The organism is Lactobacillus sp. ESL0684 (genome assembly GCF_029392675.1).
GTDB lineage: Bacteria > Bacillota > Bacilli > Lactobacillales > Lactobacillaceae > Lactobacillus.
Genome location: NZ_CP113941.1, coordinates 1258790 through 1277845 on the forward strand (window position 1 = coordinate 1258790; position 19056 = coordinate 1277845).

Below are 19056 nucleotides of genomic sequence, written 5' to 3' on the forward strand. Positions count from 1 at the left end.
AAACACATAACAATTTTACCATGATTAGCGCTAAATTAAAATAAAACAAAACAAAGACCTCACAATAATTGTGGGGTCTTTGCTTAAAAGCGCTAATTTTAATTAGTTTCAATCAGACCATAGCGACCATCATTTCGGCGATAGACAACACTTGTGCCATTAGTTTCAGCATCCTGAAAGACAAAGAAGTCATGCTCCAACATATTCATTTGTAAAATGGCTTCTTCTGGACTCATTGGTTTTAACCCAATTTGTTTATTACGGACAATGTCGAATTCGCTAGGAGCTTTTTCTTCTTGAGGTGCTTCAGCAAAAAATTCACTAATCCCTTTTTCCCGACTCTTGCGATTAATCCGCGTCTTATATTTCCTAATCTGTCTTTCCAACTTTTCAGAAACAAAATCGATACTCCGATACATATCATCGGTAGTATCCTCGGCTCTCAATACTAAGTATGGTAGTGGAATCGTTACTTCAACTTTAGCTGTATGATCACGATAGATTTTTAGATTTACGTGAGCAACCATTTCTTGGTTCATATCAAAATATTTTTCCAATTTCTTCAAGCGTTTTTCAACATAACTCCTTAAAGCATCAGTTACCTCGATATTCTCACCACGAACATTATACTTTAACATATGAGACTCTCCTTTCAGACTAGATTAGTCTTTTACTATCTTTATTATAACAAAAAGAGAAAGCGCTCTACAAGTATAATACAGTTAATACCTAAAATATTTTTACTTTGTATTTAAAATTAGCGACAAATTGTAAAGCTTTCAATTTTTGCTTGAGGAAAAACTGCCAAAATTGCATCACGTGCATGATATAGTGTTCTACCAGTAGTATATATATCGTCTAATAATAATACCTTATGGTGATTAAGATCAACCTTAGCTTGATCAACTACAGAGAAACTCTGTGGTCTTGCTAAACGTTCTTGACGATTTTTTTCACCTTGCGCCCCAAACCCGCCAGTAGTTACTAATAATGATGTTAATGGCACAACATCTTGATAAATTCCCATAACAGTATCAAATTGCCGTTTTTGTAAATGTTCTGGGGATGTAGGCAAAGGAACATAAAAATCCGCCTTAATTTTAGCTAGCGGCAATGCACACAGCTGTGCCAATGCGAGTCTTAAAACAAAATCACCATACCGCTTATAATTGACCATTAAGTCATGAAAAGACTGATTATATCGATATAGCGCATAATTACGCAATAATTGATTACCATAGCTTTTTTGCCAAGTTAGACAATCCGTGCAAATCTTAGTACTGGACAATTCAGCAGAGCAAATCGGACAAGTAGGTTCGGCTAGTAATCGAAATTTGTTCAAACAATTTGGACAAATACATTGCTTGTTTTGCTGACGCCATGAAAAAACCTGTAGCAAAGAAATCGCTGGAATAAAATCTTGCCCACACAATAAACATTGCTTCATTGATTCATCGCCTTAATCTGTTGCATTGCACTTTTTAGATTTGCGGTATACTTGTGGTAACAAAATAAAACTAGACCTGTTGGATCTGCTTGAGCACGTCCAACTCTACCAGCAATTTGTACCAAGCTAGAAGCCGTATAGATTTGATCGTCAGCTTCAACCACAATTACCCATACGTGATTGAAGGTCACGCCACGCTCTAAAATCGTAGTGGTTACCAACAACTGTAATTCACCGGCCCGAAACTGTGATACCTTATCAATCCGATTAGCATCTGCTGCATGTACTCCTGCCATAGCAACCTGTTTTAATGCTTGCTCTTGTTTTAAAGCTGCTAAATAAAGTGGTATTTGCTCAATTCGTGGCACAAACAATAGCAATGGATGTCCTGCTTTGATGACGTTGATAATTCTTCGCATTAACTTAGGATTAATCCGATTTTTTTGTAAAAAAGGCTGCAAAAATAAGTATTCTTCAGGTACAGGTAAGAGTCCTCCATGAAAGCGACGTTTTAAAGCTAATTTTTTTAATTTCCCCTGTTTAACTTCTGTTAATAAATCAGGCGTTGGCGTTGCAGTCAAATAGACTCGTAGCCCAGTATTTTTCACTGCATTTTTGGCTGCAAAATGTAACTGTGGATCATTAGCATAAGGAAACGAATCTACCTCATCAATTATTAATAAATCAAATGCTCCATAAAATTTAAGTAATTGGTGTGTTGTACAAATCGTTAATTGCTCTAGCCTTGGCTGCTTAAATTCTCGGCCATGATACTTACCAATTGCTATTTCTGCAAATGCTGCCTGAAATCTTGGATATAATTCATTAACCACGTCAATTCGTGGTGTCGCAATGCCTGCTCTCTTACCCTGCTTAATGCACTCAGCAACTATGGCAAATAGCATTTCTGTTTTACCTGCACCAGTAACTGCATGAACTAAGGTATCTTGACCTTTTCCAAAATTTTCAACTAAATTAGCCGAGATTTTTGCCTGTGCTGCAGTCAACTTACCCTGCCAAGTTAAAACTTGATTTCTTTGCGGAAAAATTGCAGTATTCAAATTGCGCATTAGCCAATCGCCCTCAACTATTCGCCCAATACCAAGACATGCTCGACAATATTTTTTACCATTAGGTAATTGCGCATTTACAAATGCCCCACAGCGATTGCAACGGCTATTTTCAATTGCTGGAATTTTCTTCAAATTAATTATTGTGCTAAAATCCTCTTGATTACCAATCCATTGGCGACCAGCAAGGAATGCTAAATCCTCCATCTCTTTGCCTCCACTCTTAAATACGCAAAAAAGAAGGTTATTTTTTATGAAAGAAGATTATTTAACAATTAAACAAACCGGCAATCATGAGCTAATCATTAAAAAAAGTCGATTTATTGCGACAATTGCCCGGACTAAATCTGTTAATCAGGCAGAGCAATTTATAACAGCTACTAGCCATAAATATCATGATGCAACACATAACACCTATGCATACACACTTGGCCTAGATGATCGCCAAGTTAAAGCTAGTGATAACGGCGAGCCATCTGGAACAGCCGGTGTACCCGAATTAAAGGCGTTACAATTGATGAAGCTAAAAAATGTAACAGTAGTAGTTACTCGGTATTTCGGTGGTATTAAGCTTGGCGCTGGCGGTTTAATTCGCGCATATTCTAACAGCGTCACTGAAGCAGTCAGCAACATTGGGGTTGTTAGACGAGTACTACAACAAGAATTAATTTTTCAAATTCCTTATAATCGTCTAGATGAAGTCAAACATTTTTTACAACAAAAAAATATTTACATTGCTAATATCAACTATGGTATCAACGTTGAAATACACCTTTTTACCGACATACCCGAGCAAGAAGCAGTAAAAAGCTTGCTAACTAACTTGCTGGCAGGTAAAATAAGCTTTACTCAAGGACAGAGTCGCTACAATGAAATTGATATCAATGAACATGATTACCATAACCAATAAAAAAGATTAGGAATATTCCTAATCTTTTTTTTCATGCTTGTTTTTTAATTGTTCTGGTTTTTCTTGTCCAAGGTGCCAAACTTCAACTGTCGGATCATTTTTATTACGCGAATTAATTATTCTTTGAATTAACCGCAAAAGCGGTTTATATTTTTCTCCCAGTAACCCAATCGATTCAACAAAGAGTTCAAGTGCCAGCAATAATCCAAGAATCAAAACTAAGGTACCCCATAACGGTGAAAGCAGGAACAACAATGAGATAAATGAAAAACTTAGTGAAATTGCATAAATCGATAAGACGGTCTGACGATGAGTCAACCCCATTTTCATCAACTGATGGTGCAAATGGTGTTTATCAGCTTGTGAAACTGGTCGATTATTCAACTTTCGCCGAATCATCGCATAGATCGTATCAGTGATTGGTACACCAAGAATCGTAATCGGCACTAATAAAGAAATAAAAGTGACATTTTTTAATCCTTTAAGCGACAATATGGCAATCATGAATCCGATATACAATGCACCAGTATCCCCCAGAAACATTTTAGCTGGATGAAAGTTGTACGGTAAAAATCCTAGTAAACAGGCAGCCAACATAAAACAGGCAATTGGGATATACAACTGGCGTGTATGTAAGAAAAAGTAACCGACAATTCCCATTGTAACTAAAGAAATCATTGAAACCCCGTCAGCTAACCCATCTAAACCATCAATTAAATCGACAGCATTGGTTAACGCCAAAATCCAAAAAATCGTGATCGGCAAACTCCACCAGCCTAGATCAATCTGCTTGTTAATAAACGGTAAATTAACGACATTCATCTTAATACCGCCTAAAAAGTAAATAACCAGAGCGCCAACAAAAATGCCAAACATTTTCTGACGCGGCTTTAATTCCATAATATCATCAATAATGCCAGTTAAAACGATCACACTTGAACCTAGCAGCACGCTAAAAGCTTCATGAGTAGGAAATTGATCTCGCAATAAAACAAAGACGCCAATATTAAAAGTTACAAAAATTCCTAATCCACCTAAAGTAGGCATTGGCTTCTTATTAATTCGCCTAGCATTAGGGTTATCAACCGCACCTAAAACGAAGGCTAGCCGCCTAATAAATGGAGTGATTGCTACTTGGATAATTACTAAAAAGAACAGTTCGACAATAATTTTAAACATAATTGGCTACTTTCATAATTTAATTGCTTTAATTATACAGGTTAGCGTCTTTTTGTACAAATTAGTCTAATTATAGCAATTATTTAGATATTTTGTCTGCTTACAGTCTAAATTTTAAATAATAAAAAAGCTGGACTTTCAAGGTCCAGTTTTTTTATTTTGCAACTGCAACAACTCGTTTTTCACGAATCACGGTAATTTTAATATTTCCCGGGTAATCAAGTTCTTTTTCAACTTGATTACGAATATCATGTGCTAAAACAGTAATCCGATCATCCGAAACCTTTTCAGGTTCAACCATTACTCGAATTTCACGGCCTGCCTGAATGGCATATGCTTGTTTCACACCATGATATCTCTTAGCAATTTGCTCAAGTTCAGTTAACCTTCTAATATAGTTTTCTAAACTTTCACTTCTTGCTCCTGGTCTCGCTGAAGACAGCGTATCAGCCGCTACAACAAGTTCCGCAATAAATGATAATTTGGGTACATCACCATGATGTGCCGCAATTGCATTAACAATTACATCAGATTCGTGATACTTACGGGCTAACTCTACGCCAATTTCAACGTGTGAGCCCTCTATATCATGATCGATGGCTTTTCCAATATCGTGTAATAATCCCGCGCGGACTGCTAATTTTTCATTCAAACCAAGCTCAGCTGCCATAGTGCCAGCTAGCCTTGCTACTTCAATTGAATGCCCTAAAACATTCTGACCATACGACGTCCGATATTTTAATCGACCTAAAATTTTAACTAATTCTGGATCCATTTTATGAATGCTGAGCTCCATTAAGGCGCTTTCTCCAGCTTCATAAATATCATCGTTAACTTCTTTACGTGCTCGATCAACCGTCTCTTCAATGCGAGCTGGATGAATTCGACCATCCTTAACTAACTTTTCCATCGCTCTCTTAGCAATTTCGCGCCTAATCGCATCAAAACCACTTAAAGTAACAACTTTGGGTGTATCATCAATAATTAAATCCACACCAGTTAAAGCCTCAAAAGAACGAATATTACGCCCCTCACGGCCAATAATTCGCCCTTTCATTTCTTCATTAGGTAAATCAACCACAGATACTGTTGTCTCAGCAACTGTATCTGCAGAACTACTTTGAATTGCATCAATAATTACTTGACGAGCATAATGATCAGCTTTAGCCTGGACTTCCTCATTGCTATCCTTAATCATTTCTGCTTGCTCTTTAACCAACTTATCAGATAGATGGCTTAACACCAGCTTCTTAGCTTGTTCTTCATCTAAATTGGCTACTTCATACAACTTTTGCTGTCTCTTTTGAATTAATTCATCTGCTGCCTGAGCCTGTTGTTTCAGTTGCTCAGATTGTTTAGTTAGTTGCTTTGCCTGTTGATTGAGCTCATTTTCTTGCTCTTTCAACAAAGAATTTTTGTGGTTGAAGGTATCTTCACGCTGTTTCAGACGGTTACGGTCACGCGCCACAGCATCCCGTTTAACATTTAACTCGTCTTCAACTTTTTGTCGATAATCCTGAATTTGTTCTTGAGCTTCAAGAATTTTTTCTTTTTTAGTATTTTGAGCACTTTGCTTGAGAGCATCTGCTGCCTGCTTTTGCGCATTAACTTCTGCTTTGGCAGTAGCTACTTGCGCCTTTGCATCGCTTAAAATATGGTTTGCATCTTGTTGAGCATTTTGAGTTTGCTTTTCCCACCAATTCTTCCGAATTGCGTAGCCAATGCCATAACCAACTAAAATTGAAATAATTGCAACCGCGACGGGAATCAAAATTGTGTTTGTCATGATTACTATCGCCTTTTTTCAGATTATTCACACAATATTAATAATAAAGAACCAAATTGCAACTGTCAATCAACAAGAAAAAAACCTTGACCTAAATTCCTAAGTCAAGATCAATTTCTTCTATTTTATTTGCTTTTTTTGGTGGTTTCTTCTGACTTAGCAGCCTCCTTGACAGAAGTCTCATCTTTGGCAGTTTTGGCTTTTACCTTTTCAGGATCTTCACGTTCTGCAATTGAGTCTTCATCAATTCCATAGGCTTGCCTTACTTTTTGTTCAACTTCAGTATAGACATCAGTATGCTCTTCTAAATACTTCTTAGCATTTTCACGTCCCTGACCTATTCGATCATTATTGTAAGAATACCATGAACCAGCTTTAGCAATAATATCCTTTTCAGCTGCCATATCAAGTAACTCCCCACTTTGAGAAATCCCTTGACCATACATCATGTCAACTTCAGCAACTTTAAACGGCGGAGCAACCTTGTTCTTAACCACTTTAATTTTAACGCGATTACCAGTAATATCGCCGCCTGTTTGCTTAATCTTTTCTGCTCGTCTAATTTCTAACCTAATAGTAGCATAGAATTTTAATGCACGACCACCTGGTGTGGTTTCAGGATTACCAAACATAATACCAACTTTTTCACGAATTTGGTTAATAAAGATAGCAATAGTCTTAGTCTTGTTAATATTACCAGAAAGTTTACGTAAGGCCTGACTCATTAGTCGAGCTTGCAAACCAACATGGCTATCGCCCATTTCTCCATCGATTTCGGCTTGCGGAACTAGTGCTGCAACTGAGTCGACAACTAAGATGTCAATTGCCCCACTAGCAATTAAAGTATCAGCAATTTGGAGTCCTTCTTCACCAGTATTAGGCTGTGATAAAATCAAGGAATCAACATCCACCCCTAAAGCTTCAGCATAAGCTGGATCCATGGCATTTTCAGCATCAATATAAGCTGCAGTACCCCCGCGCTTTTGAACTTCAGCAACTGCATGTAAAGCTACTGTTGTCTTACCTGAAGACTCAGGACCATATGCTTCAATTATCCTTCCGCGTGGATAACCTCCAACACCAAGAGCTGCATCAAGAGCTAACGAACCAGTTGGGATAGTCGAAATCTTGGTATTCGCCTTATCACCCATCCGCATTACGGCACCTTTACCAAAATTTTTTTCAATCTTTTTGAGTGCATTATCCAATGCAGTCTGTTTTTCATCTTTGGCCAAGCAGTTTTCCTCCTCTATTAATACTCATTAATTATACGTTGATTTATGTTAATTTTGCAAGAAAAAACCGAACGAACGTTTAACGTCTTTACTCATTCTTAAATACGCAAAAGCCGCAACTTATTTTTTCGTTGTTTTTCTTTCCAAAAATTTTTGTAAGAAATTCAAAATAGTATCAGAGATAATCGCCATTAATGCAGTCGGAATCGCACCTGCTAAAATAATTGCACTACCATTAGTTGCATTAGTTCCGCGAATAATAATATCACCTAAACCTCCAGCTCCAACAAAGGCACCAATCGCAGTAATTCCGATTGCTAAAACTAATGCATTTCGAATACCAGCCAAAATAATCGATAGAGACAATGGCAGTTTGACCATATACAAAATTTGCCAATTAGTCATACCCATGCCGCGTCCAGAATCAATGATATTACGATCAACATTTCGCATGCCAGTATATGTATTTTTAATAATTGGTAATAGCGAATACAAGAATACTGTGACAATCACCGTATTAACTCCCAAGCCCATGCCAATCATAATGATTGAAAGTAGCGCCAATGACGGAATAGTTTGAATAACGTTAGCAACACTAATGACAAAATTGCCTAACTTATGATTGCGTGCAATAAAAATACCAATTGGTATTCCCACAATTGCCGCAAACAAAACCCCATAAATTGACACTAAAAAGTGCCGGGTAAATTGTTCTAAAACATACATTCCATTGTGATTATAATAATACAGCAATTGCTGAAAAGTATTTAAATGTGACATTTATTTATCACCTCGGAAATAATTATTTTTCTTTAAGAACTTCTGGGCAACAACTTTGGGCTCCAGCAGCTGATCATCAACCTGATAATTCAAACTCCGCATTGTATGTACATCAATCTTGCCATCAAGTCGGTGCAACAATGGCTTTAATTCAGGATGCTTACGCAAAAGCGAATTATTAACAATCATTGAAGCTTCATATGGTGGGAAAAAGTGCCGATTATCTTTTAATTGCTTCAAGTGATAACTGTCAACACGACCATCAGTTGAATAACCTAAGACAACATTCATTTTTCCACTAGCTAAGGCCGAATACACTAACCCAATCTGCATCGGATATGCTTGTGCAAAGCTCATATGATAATATTGCTGGAAAGCCTGATAGCCATCACCTTTACGATTAATCCAATTACTATCTACCCCAAACTTAAACTTATCCGCAACTTTGCTAAGATCAGAGACTGTTTCTAACTTATATTTTTTAGCATCCTTTTGGGTTACCATAAAAGCAAACAGGTTTTCATAGCCATATGAGGGAAAGTCTGTCTGATCATAACGCTGCTTAACTTCTCGCCTGACAGTTTGAGTAGCTTTCTTAGCGTTTTTAGTTGGTGGCAAATTCAAATTAGTTGTCAACTCTGTACCAGTATAAGAGGCAGCCTGAATATCCGCATCATTGCGCACCAGTGCCTGATGCATTAATGGTGCAGAACCTAAATTATCAACAATTTCTGTTTGGTAATTGGTTTCATGTTTAACTAATTCCGAAATGATGTTGGCCAATACCTGTGACTCAGTAGTATTCAAAGAAGCTATGCGAACGCTGTCTGCTCCACCCTGTGCCGAGCCCAGGCCAGGTAAACTACAACCACTACTAAATACAGTAACCAGCATTATTCCTAATAAAGTTAGCCAACGAATTATTTTTTTCTTCATGTCGTTTGCCTCCTTTAGTTACTCTTCTGGGTTGCTGGGGTTAATTTAGCCTCAACCTTTCCAAGCAAATAATCTGTCAAAATTGCCAGTAAGATTACTGGAACAGTCCCACCAATGATTAAATCGGGCTGGAACAGATTCAAGCCATTAAAGATTAAGTCTCCTAGTCCGCCTGCACCAATATAGGATGCTAACGTTGACCACGCAATTACATAAATTGCTGACAACCTAATTCCTGACATGATTACAGGCATTGCCAATGGAACTTCAACTTTCATAATCGATTGAAAGTTGGTCATTCCCAATCCCTTTGCTGAATCGATCACATTAGCATCAACGCCTTTCATACCAATATATGTATTACGCAAGATGGGCATCAAACTATAAATGAACAAAGCGACAATCGATGGCAGCTTCCCAATTCCAAAAATCGGTAACATCAAAGCAAGCAAAGCCAATGCAGGAATCGTTTGTAGCATACTAGCAATATTCATCACGACATTAGCAGTTTTTGGAAAACGGGAAAGGATTACTCCCAAAGGAACAGCTACTAGGACACCCAAGCCTAGTGAAATAGCTGAAAGATAAATTTGTTCCCAGGTCTTTTCAATTAATTCAGAACCATGTTGTGCCAAAAATGCTTCCATTATTCACTCGCCTTCTTTATAGAATCAGTATCACTTTCCGGTTGATCCTGCGATTGCGTTAATGGCGAGGTATCACCCCAAATAGTTTGATATACAGCATCAACTAAACTAGACCGAGTTACAATTCCAACTAACTTTCCTTGATCATCAACTACTGGAATGTAGTGCACGTTTCGTCCCATAATTCGGCTGAAATTATCACGCAAATATTCATCAGGTCCAATGGTATGAATTTGCCTATTGACAATATCACTAACACTGGAGCTAATTCGATACTGTTGCTGCAATTTTTCAATTGGGACAATTCCCTTATAATGATCGGAATCATCAACAACTAGTAATGTATCAACGTGTTTTTGCTTCATTACTTTCAAGGCTTCACGCAAGCTAGCACCAATATTGATCTTAACTGGATCTGGCTTCATAACATCTTTAACTTGCACCGTATCATATTGAGCTTCTGCTAGTCGTTCTTCACCGATTAAATTCCTAACAAAATCATTAGCAGGGTTTTGCAAGATTTCATCTGGTGTACCCTCTTGAACCATCTGTCCATTATCCATTACTACAATTTTAGTGGCCAATTTCAAGGCTTCATCCATATCATGGGTTACAAATACAATAGTTTTACCAAACTTAGTCTGCAATTTTTGGACTAAATCTTGTAAATTCTCTCGAGTAATTGGATCTAAAGCACCGAATGGCTCATCCATCAAAATCAAGTCTTGATTAGCCGCAAGTGCCCGGACAACCCCGATTCTTTGTTGTTGACCACCTGATAATTCAGTAGGATATCTATCCAAATATGATTCTGGTAGTTCGGTCAATTTGATTAATCGCTCCGCTTCAGAATCCAACTTTTCTTTAGGCCACTTTAATAATTTCGGTACCAAAACAATGTTGTCTCGAATTGTCATATGTGGCATTAATCCGTTATTTTGAATCACGTAACCAATATGGCGACGTAAATCAACCGGATTAAAACTGTTCACATCTTTACCTTTAACTAGAATTTTTCCCTTGGTTACTGTATTCATACGGTTAATCATCCGCATTAACGTAGTTTTTCCAGAACCAGAGGTACCAATTAAGCAGCAAAAATCGCCTTTTTTAATTTTAAAATTAACGTTTTCAACAGCTGGTTTTTTAGTTTTAGGATATAACTTTGTTACATCCTTAAACTCAACCATCGGAATTTCTTCTGTCATAATGTCTCCTCTTTTAAAAAAGTCTATTACTTTAATGTTAACAAAAGCATTGCCAGTAAGCAAAAATATCGATTATGTAAAATAACTGAACCAAAAAAGCACTAACCCAGTTAGTGCTTTTTAAATGTAATCTTACATTGAACCTTTAAATACACTCCATGAACTATGGAAATAATCCCAACCTGAATAAATAGTGAAGATTAATGCAATGTATAACAAAATTGTACCAATATAATAAAAGTTACCGATTAATAGAAAAATAACTGATAACATTTGACAAGTAGTCTTAATTTTACCTGGCATCGCCGCTGCCATTACTTGACCCTTATTCTCTGCTAGTATTAAACGCAAACCTGTAACCGCAAGTTCACGACAAACTATAATCACTACTACCCATGCCGGAGCCAATTTTAGATCAACTAGCATAATGAAAGCAGTCATCGTCAACATCTTATCAGCTAACGGATCCGCAAACTTGCCAAAATTAGTAACCAAATTACGTGAACGAGCAATATGACCATCAAACCAGTCAGTTGCTGAAGCAACGGCAAAAATTATCGCGGCAATGACTAATCTCCAGTAAACCGTTGCATTGCCAACTTGAACGCTCGCATCTCCACCAAACATTACTACCAGCACAAAGACTGGAATCAAAATTATTCTAAATACCGTTAATTTATTAGGCAAATTCATTTTTCGCTTGCTTCTCCTATATTACTAGTTATTTCCGTTGTCATTATTAGTAGTAGATGAATTATTCGTACCATTCGTGCCACTATTTTGATTGCTATGCTCAGTATTATTTGATTGGTTGTTATTCTGTTGACCAGTCTGACCTTGTTGATTATTGTTAGACTGATTATTATTATGAGCAGGTTGATTTTGGCTTTGAGTTTGATTCTGTTGCCTATTATTGCGATTAGTCTGATGTTGGTTAGAATCAGTTGTATTATTATGCTGATAATTATTATTTGTATCATTAGACTGACTTGGTTTAGACTGTCTAGCTTTACCTAAGATGAACGTCAATGACATACTACCTTCTTGTTTGGTAAACGGAACTTTTTTACCTCCAATTGTAATTGTCGCATCGGCAGCATTGCTTAAAGTAACTACTACATTATTGGCACTTGGGGATAATTCTAGTGTTCGCTTTTGATCAGCAACTAACGTTTGCGAACCTTGATTAGCACCGTCAATCGTAATAGTCACAGTAACACTTTGCTGACCAGCACGAACAACCAAGTTACGATTCTTCTTTAAACCAGTAACTTGAAATTGATTAGTAGCAATTTCTTTAATCTTAACTGAATTTCGCTTAGCCCGTTTCTTTTTCTTAGGCTTAGCATTATTAGTTGAAGATACCGCCACATCATTGTCAGTGGTGTCAGTTTGCTTATTTGAAGAAAAGTGTGCATACACTACGTAACAAACTAATATCACTACTACAATTCCTAAACCAATAATGATTCGTGGTAAATAATCCTGCCAAATTTTCTTCTTATTATCAGTTGTTTTACGAACTTCTTCACTTTTATTATCAATTGAATCTTCAACGTACTCATCAGGTTCCGCTTTAGGTATGTCTTGATGGTATTCGCTTAATAATTCTTTACCATCTAGGCCTACAACTTGAGCGTATTGCCTAATAAAGGCCCGAACATAAAAATCACCGGGCAATTTATCAAACTCATCTTGCTCAATTGCCGTCAGATATCTACTCTGAATCTTCGTTGCCTTTTCAATATCTGCAATTGAAAGTCCTTTTGCTTCTCTGGCGCTGCGTAATTTCTCTCCGATATCTGCCATAATTACCTCTTTATTAATACTTCAAGTTGGTTTTTAGTTAATCTTGATTAAACTAACCAGCCACCACTGACATAAATTGTCTGCCCAGTTAGATAATCAGAACGCTCATCAAGTAGATTAGTTACCCAAAAGGCAATATCATCACCTGTAGCTAAACGTCCAGCAGGAATCTCTGCTTGCACTTCATCCATTGTAGCTGGATCAAACATTGCATTCATTGGTGTATCTACTGCTCCTGGTGCAATTACATTAACGGTTAATTGAGCCGAAGCGACTTCACGCGCATATGCTTGAGCAAAGCCACTTAACCCAGCCTTAGTAGCACTGTATACTGCTTCAAGAGCACTGCCTTGCTTGCCATATACTGATCCCAGATAAACTATTCGACTATAATCCTGTTTAACCAAAATTGGTTCAAACAAAGCTGTCAACTTGATAGGCAGTTGTAAATTAAGTTGCATTAACTTATCAATAGTTGCTAGCTTTTGCTTGCCAACAAATTGATAATCAGTTATTCCCTGTGCAAAAACAAGTGCATTGACTGGCAATAACTGCTTTACAAAAGCCGACAAGTTTTCATTATTAGTTAAAAAGTCAAACTTAATCGGAATAAAATCTTGCGAAGAGTAATGCTGCGTCAAGTTTTCACATAATTCACACGCCAACTGCCACTGGTCATTACAATGAACATATAATGACCAACCAGCAGCTGCCAAGTCCCGACAAATTGCTTGTCCAATTCCGCCAGTACCACCGAATACAATTGCTCGCTGCATTTAAAACTTCCTTTTTATTTGTTCACATAAATAAGCAATACAATACCTCAAATTGTATAATACTCACCAGCGTATTTCCAGTTTTTCCCGAGCACAATGTTCAAATTTATTTTAACATTTTTTACAATAAAAAAAGTACAAAAACATAACATGCTAAACTTTCTTAAAATTTTAATCAGCTGCCTCGTCGTCAGAAGCCGGCAGCAAAACTTGTCTAGGTTTAGAACCTTCAGACGGACCCACTATTCCTTTGGCTTCCATTTCATCAACAATTCGGGCTGCGCGATTATAACCAATTCGAAAACGACGCTGCAATAATGAAACACTCGCCGTTTGCTGGTGTCTAACTAATTCAACAGACTGCTCATAAAGTTCATCTTCTGGCTCATCATCAGTACTGGCTGCTGCATTATCACTTGCTTGAGGAATAAGACTTTGATCATATTCTGGCTTTTGCTGATCCTTAACCCAGGTAATTACTTGCTCAACCTCACTTGAGGAAACGTAGGCGCCTTGAATTCTCTCAGGCTTTGACGCCCCAACAGGCATGTAAAGCATATCACCACGTCCCAACAATTTTTCAGCACCGGTTTGATCTAAAATTGTTCTGGAATCAACTCCACTCGAAACAGCAAAGGAAATCCGTGACGGGACATTAGCCTTAATCAAACCAGTAATAACATCAACACTTGGTCGTTGAGTGGCTAAGATCATATGAATTCCAGCTGCCCGAGCCATTTGTCCCAAACGAACAATTGCACCTTCAACGTCATGACCACCAACCATCATTAAGTCACTAAGTTCATCAACTATTACCAAAATATATGGTAAAGGTTGCATTACTGACTTTTCCTTATCCTGATTATTGAGTTGCACTTTTTGATTGTACTCAGCCATATTTCGTGCACCGCTAGCTGCAAATAGTTGGTACCGTCGCTCCATTTCTTTGACTACCTTATTCAAAGCGTTAGCTGCCAATTTGGCATCAGTAACTACGGGAATTAGCAAATGTGGCACACCACCATAAACTGATAATTCCACCATCTTGGGATCAATTAAGACCAATTTTACTTCATCAGGTTTAGCTTTCATTAAGACACTGGTTAAAATCGTATTAATTGCTACCGACTTTCCCGATCCCGTGGAACCAGCAATCAGTAAATGCGGCATTTTGGCTAAATTAGCTGAAATTGTTTGCCCAGTTACATCTTTACCTAATGGAACCTCCATTGGATCTTTATGAGCCTTTTCAGACTGATTTTGCATTACATCTTTAAAAGAAACCACCGAATTAGTTCGATTCGGTACCTCAATACCGATAAATGGTTTACCAGGAATTGGCGCCTCGATTCGAATATCCTTGGCAGCCAATGCCAAAGCTAAATCATCCGCCAAATTAACAATGCGACTTACTTTGACCCCAACAGCTGGTTGCACCTCATAGCGCGTAATTGTTGGCCCCAAAATTGCCTTTTTAATGATAACGTTAACGCCAAAACTTTTAAAAGTAGACTGCAATACTTGAGTATTTTTTCTAATTAAGGACTCATCCGTACTTTGATCAACTTCTTTAACGGCATTGAGTAACGATAATGGCGGACGCTGATATGTCGAATCAGTCCGCTGATTCTGCTTTAATTCACCATGGTCAATGGCTCCCAACTTTTGTTCAAGTTGCTGATCTTCTTGATCGGCTAAATGTGATTTTGGAAGCGAGTCAGACTCCGAATTACTTTTAATTGCCTGCTTTTGAGGATGATTATGACTTGAAATTTGAATTTGTGGCTCGTCTTGTTTTACTGATTGATTTGATGTCGTTGACGTAGCCGCATCTTTTTGACCATCTGCTTTAGAAGCAACTTTACCAACTTGCGTATTAGCAATTTTAAAGTCGTCAACATTAGGAAATTCAGTTGAACGATCAACCGCTTCTGGTAAAGGTTCGACAGGTGTTTTTTGCTGTTGTTGATGCTGCTGACGAATTTTACCATACTTGTTTTTTAGCTTAAGTCCAGCTTGTTGATTCTGCCTAACAAATAATTGTCCTGCGGCTTGAATCACGTTGATCAAGGTTCTAAACTTGACATCACAAAACATCAATATTCCACTGGGAATCAATAAAATTGCTAAAATTCGCAACCCGATATGACCAAGTAACGGATAAAAACATTGGTAGCCAAGTGCACCAATCATGCCACCTCCAAGTGGCAAAGTTACTCCTGCTCGCACAAACTCAGCTTTCATTTCATGCCAAAAAGCATTCATAAAAGCATTGTTGACTAATTCATGTTCAAAATAGATACTACTTTGAATCAACAATAATCCTAAAAATGCCAAAAATAACCCGCAACTTCGCTTAAACTTGAAATGCAATGGCTGATTATAAATCAACATTACTAACCCAAATAAAATGCATAAGCCGGCTGCTAATAAATAGGAATCTCCGCAAAAGAGTCGGTAAGCATTGGCAATTTGTTTACCTAACCAGCCAAATTTAGCAAACGCAAATAGTGCAATTACTATCTGAACCAGACCAGTCACTGCCCAGGTTATTCCAGTCTTTTGCACCTTTTTACGTGGCTTAGCTGTCTTCCTTTTTTTCTTCTTAGGCATAACTATTCCTATTCAACTACTAAAAATTAGCTTGAAAATTCAAATTGACTGGCTGATCCAAAGTAATTCGGGTAACTTCATAAGTTAAAGTTTCAATATATTCCACTAAGGGCCGACTAAGCAATTTATAGTCGGTCTTATCTAAATCACTACCATCACCAAAATAATCCTTAATCTGAACAATTTGACTAATCATCCCACTAACTGAAAAGTCTCCTGGCATGGGTGCGACATCAAACACGACGTTAATTTCAAAGTAATTGCCGTCTTGCCCTTCATCTCTAGTACCATCTTCATTTTGTTTTTCAACTTTTTTTAAGCCAAACTCAACTTGATCCTTAGTCTCTGGCTCAGCGTTAATATCGTAATGAAAGTTTTTCACCATAACTGGCGTTTCTTTTGAAAAGTCCATGCTTAATTATCTCCTAAATTCCGTTCATATCGCTGCGGGCGATTATAATTATCTTTTAATTTATCATTTTCATAATGATGACTAGTTTCTAAATTAGGAAAACCCTGTTGACGTAATGCTTCCAACAGCACCATTGCAACTGAATTTGACAAGTTGTAACACCGAATATTATCCGACATCGGGATTCTAAGATTACGATCATAATATTCCCGCATAAAAGTTTCGGGCAATCCAGTTGTTTCTTTACCAAAGATAAAATAATAGTTCTTATTTTTATCAGTATAATCAACTTCGGCATAATTCTTGGTTGAAAATTTAGAAATCAAATACAGTTCATCATTAGCTGTTAGAGTTGCCAAAAAAGCAGCTAAATCATCATGACGATGGACTTCAACTTTATCCCAATAATCCAAACCCGCACGTTTCATTTTTTTATTATCAATTTGAAATCCTAATGGTTCAATTAAGTCTAGCACAGTGTTAGTCCCCGCGCATGTTCGGGCAATGTTACCAGTATTAGCCGGCATCAGTGGCTCATATAATACTACATGATTAGTCATCATTTTCTCCTTAATTAAAAAGATGAGGGTTCTCTTAGCCCACATCCCTTTGTTAATCCTTTACTATATCTTTTGTATCTTTAACTTGGTCGGCTGTCTTGACCTGATCTTTGTCAGTCTGATCCTCTGCAAAGACTTGTGAAACCTTACGGTAATAATTATACACACGCATAGTAATGATCTTTAAGACTGCATAAATTGGAATCCCAAAGATCACTCCCCAAAGTCCCCAAACTGAACTAGCACCGATTAACAATAAAATCGTAGTTACCGGATGCATTTCCATCTTATTACCCATAACCAAAGGACTAATTATTCGTGATTCGATAGTTTGTTCAATCGCAAATACAATTAAAACCTTGATTAGCATTGGAAAAGAAACCATCATGGCAATCACTAATGCAGGAATAATAGAAATAAAAGTGCCAAAGTATGGAATTAAATTCAAAACACCACTTAAAACTGCCAAAGCAACTGCATAGGGCTCACCAATAACAGTGTACCCAATTCCAAACATTATGCCAACCCACAGGGCAACTGTAATTTGTCCTCGAATATATGAGGCTAGAGCGGTATTAATATCATATAGCAACTGACTAAAACTAGCTTGCCAACGCTTAGGAGCAAACCCCGTCAAATATGGCCGCAATTGATGACCATCTTTCAACATAAAAAATAAAATAAAGGGTGCTGTAAACAAAGTCATAAAGATCATTGTAACCACGCTAATTGCCGACGAAATATTGGTAATTGCTGTATTAAAGGCAGTTTTCCCGGATTTAAATAATAGGTTTTGTGCCTGACTAAGTGCGCTATTGAGACTATTTTTAACACTATGGAGCTGTGGATCCTGCAACGCATTTTGTACTGCACTTACCGCATCCTCCCAAATATGTGGCCAATTCTTAATCAATGAATTAATTTGACTTTGCACAATTGGCAACAGCGTATTGATTGCCCAAATTAACAAAACCGCTACTATTACAAGTAAGCCAACAATGGTTATTACTCTAGGAACCTTAAACTTGCGTTCAAGTAAATCAACCAGCGGATTCATAATATAGTACTGAATTACTGCCAATATTAATGGCGGCAACACTGCACTCATAAACAACTTGGCTGGATTTAACACAAAAGAAACTTTGTTAAATAGCCAAATAACTAGAAAAAACAGTAATAAATTAACCAATACTACACTAAAGCGATTATTTAAAAACCATTTTTGAAATACAGTAGTTTGCTTATCTTTTCGTTCGTAATTCATTAAAATATCCTAATCAAATATGTTCATAAATAATTTCAGCACCAATTTCAAATTGCGGCTGAGTTTGTTTTGCTGTTAGACTCAGATAAATAGCATTGGCAAGCGGATTCTTAGGAATCTTTTGACCAATAAACAGAGTAGAATGTCCCAAAGCACGCATATTGCTTTCGACCATTGGTCCAACATAATCAGCCAAATATGTTTGACCATCAATAGTAACGGTGTCACCTTTTTTCAAAACAAAATTATTTACGAGGCTATCCCGGTCAAACTTTTGTATCACAGACACATCTACCAATTCTGGACTCACATTTTCACCAAATAAAATTACCATTTGCTGATCAGCTACAAAGGCTTGCTGACCAATTTGCTTAATTGTTGAAATCCACTTCATTTTACTATTCTCCTTAGAACTTAATTCTAG

General features: G+C 37.2%; 19 protein-coding genes. 1 reads left to right on the top strand and 18 read right to left on the bottom strand.

The features are described 5' to 3' along the window. Positions 1-98: 98 nt before the first annotated feature. From raiA to OZX56_RS06100, 3 genes are all read right to left on the bottom strand, one after another. On the bottom strand, positions 99-638 hold the full coding sequence (raiA, locus tag OZX56_RS06090; protein WP_277126199.1) for a ribosome-associated translation inhibitor RaiA: 540 nt from the start codon (positions 636-638) through the stop codon (positions 99-101). 119 nt (positions 639-757) lie between these two features. Further along, positions 758-1447 carry a double zinc ribbon domain-containing protein gene (locus tag OZX56_RS06095; protein ID WP_277139283.1) on the bottom strand — a complete coding sequence of 230 codons (690 nt, stop codon included), beginning with the start codon at positions 1445-1447 and terminating at the stop codon, positions 758-760. Next, the gene (locus tag OZX56_RS06100; RefSeq protein WP_277139284.1) at positions 1444-2724 is read right to left on the bottom strand and encodes a DEAD/DEAH box helicase family protein; all 1281 of its coding nucleotides are present in this window, start codon (positions 2722-2724) and stop codon (positions 1444-1446) included. Before OZX56_RS06100 ends, OZX56_RS06095 begins: the two co-directional genes overlap by 4 nt. A gap of 46 nt (positions 2725-2770) precedes the next feature. On the opposite strand from OZX56_RS06100, the gene OZX56_RS06105 reads away from it, so the two are divergent. After that, positions 2771-3427, top strand: coding sequence for a YigZ family protein (locus OZX56_RS06105; RefSeq protein ID WP_277139285.1), 657 nt, complete (start codon positions 2771-2773; stop codon positions 3425-3427). 18 nt (positions 3428-3445) lie between these two features. Here OZX56_RS06105 and OZX56_RS06110 read toward each other — a convergent pair whose 3' ends face one another. The 15 genes from OZX56_RS06110 to OZX56_RS06180 form a co-directional block, all read right to left on the bottom strand. Beyond that, positions 3446-4606 carry an MraY family glycosyltransferase gene (locus tag OZX56_RS06110; RefSeq protein WP_277139286.1) on the bottom strand — a complete coding sequence of 387 codons (1161 nt, stop codon included), beginning with the start codon at positions 4604-4606 and terminating at the stop codon, positions 3446-3448. Positions 4607-4760: 154 nt separating this feature from the next. Continuing rightward, positions 4761-6392 carry a ribonuclease Y gene (rny, locus tag OZX56_RS06115; RefSeq protein WP_277126194.1) on the bottom strand — a complete coding sequence of 544 codons (1632 nt, stop codon included), beginning with the start codon at positions 6390-6392 and terminating at the stop codon, positions 4761-4763. A 125-nt stretch (positions 6393-6517) separates the two neighbouring features. Continuing rightward, positions 6518-7627, bottom strand: coding sequence for a recombinase RecA (recA, locus tag OZX56_RS06120; RefSeq protein WP_277126193.1), 1110 nt, complete (start codon positions 7625-7627; stop codon positions 6518-6520). 120 nt (positions 7628-7747) lie between these two features. Then, a complete protein-coding gene (locus tag OZX56_RS06125) occupies positions 7748-8407 on the bottom strand; it encodes an ABC transporter permease (RefSeq protein WP_277126192.1) in 660 nt (219 codons plus the stop codon). Then, positions 8408-9301: an osmoprotectant ABC transporter substrate-binding protein gene (locus OZX56_RS06130; RefSeq protein ID WP_277140360.1), complete on the bottom strand. Its 894-nt coding sequence runs from the start codon at positions 9299-9301 to the stop codon at positions 8408-8410. 56 nt (positions 9302-9357) lie between these two features. Then, a complete protein-coding gene (locus tag OZX56_RS06135; RefSeq protein ID WP_277126191.1) occupies positions 9358-9990 on the bottom strand; it encodes an ABC transporter permease in 633 nt (210 codons plus the stop codon). Further along, positions 9990-11198: an ABC transporter ATP-binding protein gene (locus OZX56_RS06140; RefSeq protein WP_277126190.1), complete on the bottom strand. Its 1209-nt coding sequence runs from the start codon at positions 11196-11198 to the stop codon at positions 9990-9992. The genes OZX56_RS06135 and OZX56_RS06140 overlap by 1 nt, the downstream gene beginning before the upstream one ends. Positions 11199-11330: 132 nt before the next feature. Beyond that, positions 11331-11891: a CDP-diacylglycerol--glycerol-3-phosphate 3-phosphatidyltransferase gene (gene pgsA, locus OZX56_RS06145; RefSeq protein WP_277139287.1), complete on the bottom strand. Its 561-nt coding sequence runs from the start codon at positions 11889-11891 to the stop codon at positions 11331-11333. A gap of 24 nt (positions 11892-11915) precedes the next feature. Then, entirely contained in the window at positions 11916-13007 is a 1092-nt protein-coding gene (locus tag OZX56_RS06150; protein WP_277139288.1) for a helix-turn-helix domain-containing protein, read from the bottom strand. Positions 13008-13054: 47 nt separating this feature from the next. After that, a complete protein-coding gene (locus OZX56_RS06155; RefSeq protein ID WP_277126187.1) occupies positions 13055-13783 on the bottom strand; it encodes an SDR family oxidoreductase in 729 nt (242 codons plus the stop codon). Between the two features lie 171 nt (positions 13784-13954). Next, positions 13955-16396 carry a DNA translocase FtsK gene (locus tag OZX56_RS06160; protein ID WP_277139289.1) on the bottom strand — a complete coding sequence of 814 codons (2442 nt, stop codon included), beginning with the start codon at positions 16394-16396 and terminating at the stop codon, positions 13955-13957. Positions 16397-16415: 19 nt separating this feature from the next. Further along, positions 16416-16808 carry a DUF1149 family protein gene (locus tag OZX56_RS06165; protein WP_277126185.1) on the bottom strand — a complete coding sequence of 131 codons (393 nt, stop codon included), beginning with the start codon at positions 16806-16808 and terminating at the stop codon, positions 16416-16418. A 2-nt stretch (positions 16809-16810) separates the two neighbouring features. Next, positions 16811-17368, bottom strand: coding sequence for a tRNA (cytidine(34)-2'-O)-methyltransferase (locus OZX56_RS06170; protein WP_277126184.1), 558 nt, complete (start codon positions 17366-17368; stop codon positions 16811-16813). Positions 17369-17420: 52 nt separating this feature from the next. Continuing rightward, entirely contained in the window at positions 17421-18632 is a 1212-nt protein-coding gene (locus OZX56_RS06175; RefSeq protein ID WP_277139290.1) for an AI-2E family transporter, read from the bottom strand. Between the two features lie 13 nt (positions 18633-18645). After that, complete coding sequence (locus tag OZX56_RS06180; protein WP_277139291.1) at positions 18646-19026, bottom strand: PTS glucitol/sorbitol transporter subunit IIA; 381 nt, start codon at positions 19024-19026, stop codon at positions 18646-18648. Positions 19027-19056 lie beyond the last annotated feature (30 nt).

Excerpts from the sequence above, each read along its gene's own strand:
- raiA (WP_277126199.1), bottom strand. The coding sequence starts at position 638 with ATGTTAAAGTATAATGTTCGTGGTGAGAATATCGAGGTAACTGATGCT.
- OZX56_RS06095 (WP_277139283.1), bottom strand. The coding sequence starts at position 1,447 with ATGAAGCAATGTTTATTGTGTGGGCAAGATTTTATTCCAGCGATTTCT.
- OZX56_RS06100 (WP_277139284.1), bottom strand. The coding sequence starts at position 2,724 with ATGGAGGATTTAGCATTCCTTGCTGGTCGCCAATGGATTGGTAATCAA.
- OZX56_RS06105 (WP_277139285.1), top strand. The coding sequence starts at position 2,771 with ATGAAAGAAGATTATTTAACAATTAAACAAACCGGCAATCATGAGCTA.
- OZX56_RS06110 (WP_277139286.1), bottom strand. The coding sequence starts at position 4,606 with ATGTTTAAAATTATTGTCGAACTGTTCTTTTTAGTAATTATCCAAGTA.
- rny (WP_277126194.1), bottom strand. The coding sequence starts at position 6,392 with ATGACAAACACAATTTTGATTCCCGTCGCGGTTGCAATTATTTCAATT.
- OZX56_RS06125 (WP_277126192.1), bottom strand. The coding sequence starts at position 8,407 with ATGTCACATTTAAATACTTTTCAGCAATTGCTGTATTATTATAATCAC.
- OZX56_RS06130 (WP_277140360.1), bottom strand. The coding sequence starts at position 9,301 with ATGCTGGTTACTGTATTTAGTAGTGGTTGTAGTTTACCTGGCCTGGGC.
- OZX56_RS06135 (WP_277126191.1), bottom strand. The coding sequence starts at position 9,990 with ATGGAAGCATTTTTGGCACAACATGGTTCTGAATTAATTGAAAAGACC.
- OZX56_RS06140 (WP_277126190.1), bottom strand. The coding sequence starts at position 11,198 with ATGACAGAAGAAATTCCGATGGTTGAGTTTAAGGATGTAACAAAGTTA.
- pgsA (WP_277139287.1), bottom strand. The coding sequence starts at position 11,891 with ATGAATTTGCCTAATAAATTAACGGTATTTAGAATAATTTTGATTCCA.
- OZX56_RS06150 (WP_277139288.1), bottom strand. The coding sequence starts at position 13,007 with ATGGCAGATATCGGAGAGAAATTACGCAGCGCCAGAGAAGCAAAAGGA.
- OZX56_RS06155 (WP_277126187.1), bottom strand. The coding sequence starts at position 13,783 with ATGCAGCGAGCAATTGTATTCGGTGGTACTGGCGGAATTGGACAAGCA.
- OZX56_RS06160 (WP_277139289.1), bottom strand. The coding sequence starts at position 16,396 with ATGCCTAAGAAGAAAAAAAGGAAGACAGCTAAGCCACGTAAAAAGGTG.
- OZX56_RS06165 (WP_277126185.1), bottom strand. The coding sequence starts at position 16,808 with ATGGACTTTTCAAAAGAAACGCCAGTTATGGTGAAAAACTTTCATTAC.
- OZX56_RS06170 (WP_277126184.1), bottom strand. The coding sequence starts at position 17,368 with ATGACTAATCATGTAGTATTATATGAGCCACTGATGCCGGCTAATACT.
- OZX56_RS06175 (WP_277139290.1), bottom strand. The coding sequence starts at position 18,632 with ATGAATTACGAACGAAAAGATAAGCAAACTACTGTATTTCAAAAATGG.
- OZX56_RS06180 (WP_277139291.1), bottom strand. The coding sequence starts at position 19,026 with ATGAAGTGGATTTCAACAATTAAGCAAATTGGTCAGCAAGCCTTTGTA.